Origin of the sequence: Mycobacterium sp. E802 (assembly GCF_001666875.1) — a bacterium.
Classification (GTDB): Bacteria; Actinomycetota; Actinomycetes; order Mycobacteriales; family Mycobacteriaceae; genus Mycobacterium.
In genome coordinates this window covers 1-5440 of record NZ_LZJD01000121.1, presented here as the reverse complement: position 1 = coordinate 5440, position 5440 = coordinate 1, and the positions used below count along the sequence as shown (strand labels likewise).

8 protein-coding genes are annotated in these 5440 nt (G+C 63.9%); 4 read left to right on the top strand and 4 right to left on the bottom strand.

Annotated features, from left to right (window positions below; genetic code table 11):
* A partial coding sequence (locus A5699_RS18090; RefSeq protein WP_231965753.1) for a hypothetical protein occupies positions 1 to 556 on the top strand: 556 nt, incomplete at its 5' end.
* Positions 557 to 602: 46 nt separating this feature from the next.
* Here A5699_RS18090 and A5699_RS18085 read toward each other — a convergent pair.
* Together A5699_RS18085 and A5699_RS18080 are read right to left on the bottom strand one after the other, a co-directional pair.
* Positions 603 to 1115 (bottom strand): hypothetical protein, encoded by a 513-nt coding sequence (locus A5699_RS18085; protein ID WP_067771682.1) that lies wholly within the window; start codon positions 1113 to 1115, stop codon positions 603 to 605.
* A complete protein-coding gene (locus A5699_RS18080) occupies positions 1112 to 2575 on the bottom strand; it encodes a serine/threonine-protein kinase (protein ID WP_067771679.1) in 1464 nt (487 codons plus the stop codon). Before A5699_RS18080 ends, A5699_RS18085 begins: the two co-directional genes overlap by 4 nt.
* Before the next feature lie 96 nt (positions 2576 to 2671).
* On the opposite strand from A5699_RS18080, the gene A5699_RS18075 reads away from it, so the two are divergent.
* Positions 2672 to 3502, top strand: coding sequence for an arylamine N-acetyltransferase (locus A5699_RS18075; RefSeq protein ID WP_067771692.1), 831 nt, complete (start codon positions 2672 to 2674; stop codon positions 3500 to 3502).
* Between the two features lie 16 nt (positions 3503 to 3518).
* Here A5699_RS18075 and A5699_RS18070 read toward each other — a convergent pair whose 3' ends face one another.
* Positions 3519 to 4046: a DUF488 family protein gene (locus A5699_RS18070; RefSeq protein ID WP_067771676.1), complete on the bottom strand. Its 528-nt coding sequence runs from the start codon at positions 4044 to 4046 to the stop codon at positions 3519 to 3521.
* Between the two features lie 77 nt (positions 4047 to 4123).
* On the opposite strand from A5699_RS18070, the gene A5699_RS18065 reads away from it, so the two are divergent.
* Together A5699_RS18065 and A5699_RS18060 are read left to right on the top strand one after the other, a co-directional pair.
* Positions 4124 to 4348: a DUF2945 domain-containing protein gene (locus A5699_RS18065; RefSeq protein WP_067771689.1), complete on the top strand. Its 225-nt coding sequence runs from the start codon at positions 4124 to 4126 to the stop codon at positions 4346 to 4348.
* A 49-nt stretch (positions 4349 to 4397) separates the two neighbouring features.
* Positions 4398 to 4949: a dihydrofolate reductase family protein gene (locus A5699_RS18060; protein ID WP_067771686.1), complete on the top strand. Its 552-nt coding sequence runs from the start codon at positions 4398 to 4400 to the stop codon at positions 4947 to 4949.
* Positions 4950 to 4978: 29 nt separating this feature from the next.
* Here A5699_RS18060 and A5699_RS18055 read toward each other — a convergent pair.
* On the bottom strand, positions 4979 to 5440 hold a 462-nt coding region (locus A5699_RS18055; RefSeq protein WP_157561039.1), incomplete at its 5' end, for a transposase.

Sequence of the window (5440 nt, the reverse complement as noted above, 5' to 3'; positions counted from 1 at the left end):
TACGTGGAAGTACCTGAGTGTGGACCGCTCGGTCGGCGACAGTGTGTCAGTGAGCCTGGAAAAGGAATGCGCCAGGCATGCTTCGAACGGTCCATGCATCACTTCCGGGGAGAGCCGGCACATGCTGTTGAACTATCTGACCGGTCATCCGGTCGACGTTCCGCCTGGCGCGTTCTATCCTGCCACTGACGGCCGCGGCGACTACGTTTTCGCCGCGACCCGCGAGAGTAGCGCTGGCATACAAGAGGACCGGGCCACTGACCTGATGAACCCTGACGGGTCGTTGCGGTGTCAGTTCATCAGCCAAGGGGGGTCTGGCGGCGTGCCTATCTGGTTGGCGAAGCAGTTCATCGCCCAACGTAACCTCTCTGGCGCCGGCAAGCCGGAGGTGGTGGTGTTCAATCGTGACACCTGTCAGGTGGCGAGCACTTTTCCGTGGCCGTTCGAGTCCGGCAAGAAAGCAAAAGTGGACTACATCACCGCGAGCAAGGGCGCGACACTGCTCGTTCAAACCTATGACGACGAGACGATCGACATCATCGGCTACGCACCATGACCACGTTCGATCAAAGGGCCAACACCAGAGGAATTCTCGCGCATCGTCATTGCGGGTCGAAGCTGGAGATGCGCCACTGCCCGTCAACTTTGCGCATACCGACGCGCACCGAGCTGCTCTGGTGGTTGGGGTCGGGATTTTCGGTGCTCGTCGTGACCTGATTGACGAAGACCAATGCTGCTGCGGTGTCGGGGTTGTCGATGGAGATGACACCGGATTGGGCGACGGTTGCGGTGGTTGTGACGTTCTTCTGCCGGGCGGCAGGCATGACGATGCGTTCGGTGAAATCCTTGTAATACTCGGCGAACTCACCCGTGGTGACCGCAAGTCCCGCCGCCATGTCCTGTTCGATTGTTCCGGGGGAATACGTCAGGATTTTCGCGGTACTGGTCGCCGCAGCATCGGTGACGGCCTGGCGCAAGTCCGCTCGGTCGGCGAGTGCGGCCGGTGCCGGGCGGCTCTTCATCAGCAGCTCGTAGCCACCGAACACGGTAAGTGCTGCGACACCGACGAGCAAAACTGCGTTGACGATCCACAGAGCTGTTTGACGGCCGGTCATGAGGCGAACTCCACTTTCGAGGTCTTGAAGGCGTCGTCGACTTTCCTGACGGTCATGATCAATCGGAAACTTCGAGGGTCCTGGTTGGCGGCGGTGTTCTTCGTCGATTTCGATACTGCCGCAACGAGAAACACCGCGGTTTCGGTGTGCTGGTCGAATGACTTCAGTGCCACCGATCGGGCAGTCCCGGTCGTTGTGATTCCGCCGGCATTCAACGTCTGCACGAAACTGTCACGCTGGGAGTCGAACTCGTCATGGAAGGTTCCGATCGAGTTGTCCAAGAGCCATCCGACGTCGGCGGTACTCGTTTGTGGATTCGTCGTCATCAGACGTTCGGTGAACCCGGTGGCGAAGTCGGCGTACGGCTGCCACTGCGTTTCGGTTGCCGCCGGCGGCGCGGGGCGTGACGCTTGCCAGGCGCTGAACACACTCGCGCCGACCATCAACACCAGAAGGACCAGCATGACGGCTACCGCGGCTGCGGTACCCCGCGACGATGCGACCGGGGTGCCGGGCCTCGGCGCCCATGCGGGAACGGCGAATTGTGTCGGCGCGGCGACCGTCGAGGTGACCACCGCCGGCATTGTCACATGGTGATGGATCGACGGCGGCGCACCGACCGCGGCGCTGTCGGCGACGGTCAACGCGTCGGCAAAATTTGCGCATCGCGGGTAGCGCTCGGCCGGATGCTTCGCCAACGCGCGTGCGAACACAGGATCCAGCCGCGCCAGCTCGGGGCGGAAGTGCGACAGAGCAGGCGGGGCTGCGCTGAGGTGTTTGCCGATCACGACCGCAGGATTGGAATCGACGAACGGAGGCTTGCCGGCAAGGAGGTGGAACACGGTGGCGGCCAACGCATATTGATCGGCACGGCCATCCAACTGCTGACCGAGCAGCTGTTCGGGTGCGGCGTAGGCCAGCGTGCCCACCGTGGTGTTGGTGGCAGTCAACCCACTGATGTCCTCGGTGCGGCGAGCAATACCGAAGTCCGCGAGCAGGATACGTTGATCACCGTGGTCGCTGAGACCCAGCAGAATATTCGCCGGCTTGACGTCGCGGTGCAGCATTCGGTGGCCATGCGCATAGTCCAAGGCCGAGGCGACCGCGGTGGCGATCGTCATCGCTTCGGGCAGCGGTAGCCCAGCGGGGTGCGCCCGCGCGAGGTCGGCGGCATCACGGCCGCGGACGTAGTCCATGGAGATCCACAGTTGACCGTCGGTCTCGCCGCGGTCGTGCAGCGCGACTATGTTGGGATGCCACAGACTCGCGGCCAGTTCTGCTTCACGGGTGAACCGGTCACGATAAGCGGGATCCGCTGAGGCACCGGCCGGCAGAATCTTGAGGGCCTCTTGGCGTGGCAGACGCGGATGCTCCACCAGGTAGACCTCGCCCATTCCGCCGGCGCCCAGCAGCTGTACCACCGTGAACTCGGCGAACTTTGACCCCGGCTGCAGCGGCATGCTGCGGATCGTACATTCCTCCCGGCGCAGGTTGTGGCAGGGAAACGGTCGCTGGCATTGACCTCAACCACTGTTGAGGCAGCATCATGGATGACCATGGGATTCGACCTCACTGTGTACTTCGACCGGATCGACTACCACGGCTCGGCAGCAGCCGATCTGGCCACACTGCAGGACATCGTGGCCGCCCATGGCCGGTCCATCCCGTTCGAGAACCTCGACCCGCTGCTGGGTGTTCCGGTCGACGATCTCAGCGCCGAGGCACTGGCCGACAAGCTCGTCACCCGACGCCGCGGCGGGTACTGCTATGAACACAACGGACTGCTCGGTTACGCCCTCGACGCGTTGGGCTACGGCATCGAGCGTCTCGCCGGACGCGTGGTCTGGATGAAAGGACCCGACGCGCCGTTGCCCGCGCTCACCCACAACGTGTTGGCCGTGACGGTCCCGGGTGAGGCGGGACGCTTCCTGGTCGACGTCGGCTTCGGCGGGCAGACCTTGTCGTCGCCGATCCGGCTGCAGGCCGGCGCGGTGCAGCAGACCCGGCACGAGCCGTACCGTCTGCTAGAGCCGGCCGGCGGCGAGTTCGAGTTGGCCGCTCAGGTCCGCGGCCAGTGGCAGCCGCTGTACCGGTTCACCACGGCGCCGCAACCGCGAATCGACCTGGAGGTCGGAAGCTGGTATGCCTCAACGCATCCCGGTGGCGTCTTTGTCGTCGGGCTGACGGCGGCGCTGGTCACCGACGACGCCCGGATAAACCTGCGCGGCCGGAACCTGTCCATCCACCGCCACGGCGAGACCGAACGTATCCGCTTCGACACTGCCGCAGAGGTCCTCGACGCGCTCACCGAGCGGTTCGGCATCAATCTGTCCGATCTGGGCGACGTGGACGTCGAGGCTCGGGTGGCGCAGGTGTTGGACAGCTGAGCCGGCCCGCTCTGTGTCAGCCGTCCGCCGGGTAGATTAGCTTTCCGCCCTCGAGTTTCGCGTTGTCGTTCAAGGTGGCCGGCCGGGTGGAGGTGGCCGACATGATGTGGGTGACCTCGACCCCCTCGATGATCAAGGCATCGGTGATCAGCCGACGATGGCACCGCCACGGCACGGCCTCGCTGCACATGATCACCGGCCGGTGCTGTCGGGACAGCTCGATCAGCTCACCGAGGCCCTCGGCGAACTCGGCAGTCTGCATGTAATCGGCATAATCGCGGAACGCCTTGACCCGCCACGCGGTATTCAGCGTGGGGGTGCCTGCCGGGGTGTGGCGGCGGCCACCGAGTTTCGGCAGCCACTGATAACCGATGTCGGGCGGCAGGCTGTCGATGATGGCCGCCTTGTTCCACTGCGGGAACTTCCGGGACGCCGGGAATGAGCGCACGTCGACCAGATAGGTGAGGTCGTATGTGCGCAATAGCTCGACCAGTTCGCCGAATTCACGGGTCGAGTGACCGACTGTCCACACCCGCTGGGTCATGTTCTCTCCTCCTCGGCGCTGGCATACCCCGGGTCGGCCCAGTTTCACCCCAGATGGTCGCGGGTAGCTCACATGACATGAACACCCGATTCAAAGTTGGCGACCACGTCAAATGGAACTCCGAAGCCGGGTATGTCAGCGGCAAGATCATCAAGGTTCATACCCGTGACGTGGACTACAAGGGGCACATGCGTCGCGCGAGTGGTGACGAGCCGCAATACGAGATCGCAAGCGACAAGACCGATCACGTCGCGATGCACAAGGGCTCAGCGCTCCAGAAGATTCCAAAAAACGGCGATTGATCCGGGCCGGCCGGCGGCCATACTGATCCCCGTGGATGAGAGGCTGACCGTGAAAACCGTGTACTACACCGCGTCGAGTCTGGACGGGTTCATCGTCGACAGCGACGACAGCTTGGACTGGCTGATCTCACGTGACATCGACCAGAACGGGCCATTCGGCTACGACGAATTCATCGGAACCATCGGCGCCTTGGTGATGGGATCTGCCACCTACGAGTGGATCGTGAAGAACCAGCCCGGCGAGTGGATGTACGAGCAGCCGACGTGGGTGCTGACTCACCGGCCGCAGATCGTTGTTGCCGGGCATCCCGTGCACGTTCATTCCGGAAGCGTCGGAGAGTTGCATCCACAGCTGGTGACGGCCGCAGCGGGCAAGGATGTCTGGGTGGTCGGCGGGGGAGAGGTCGCCGCTCAATTCGTCGCGGCGGGCTTGATCGACGAGATGATCGTCAGCTACGCGCCCTGTTCCCTGGGTGAGGGAGCGCGCGTGCTGCCGGTCCGTTCCGAATGGGTACCGGCCGAATCGGCGCTCAACGGCGAGTTCGTCTGCGTTCGCTGGGTCAGGGCCAGTGCCAGGGCGGACAGTTCGCCGGTCCGCTGACATTTCCCTGCCGAACAATAGCTCCTATGTCAAGCCGCCGCTGATTGTGGCGGCTTGACTGGGTTTTGGTGGTCGTTGTGAAGTCCTGCGTCGTGGCGTAGGGCTTGGTAGACGCGGCGGGCGATGCGGCGTTTGACGCAGCGACGGGCCGCGGCTTTGGTTTTGCCGGCATCGCGCAGTTTCTGGAAGTAGATCTGCCCGGCGCTGCCGGTCATCCGGATCTGTGTCACCGCGATGCGATGGATGGCGGCGTTGAGTTGACGGTTACCAGCCCGGCTTAGCCGCATCTGCCCGGCGCTGGCGCCTGACCAGGCCGGGATGGGCGCGACGCCGGTGTGGCAGCCGAACGCGGCCTCGCTTTTGAACCGGCCGATGCCGGCGACCTCACCGAGGATCTTGGCCGCGGTCAGCTCCGCGCACCCGGGGATCTGCAGAAGAGTCGGAGCGTGCTGCTGGGCGCTGGCGGTCAACCGCTTGGCCAAGGCGTTGAT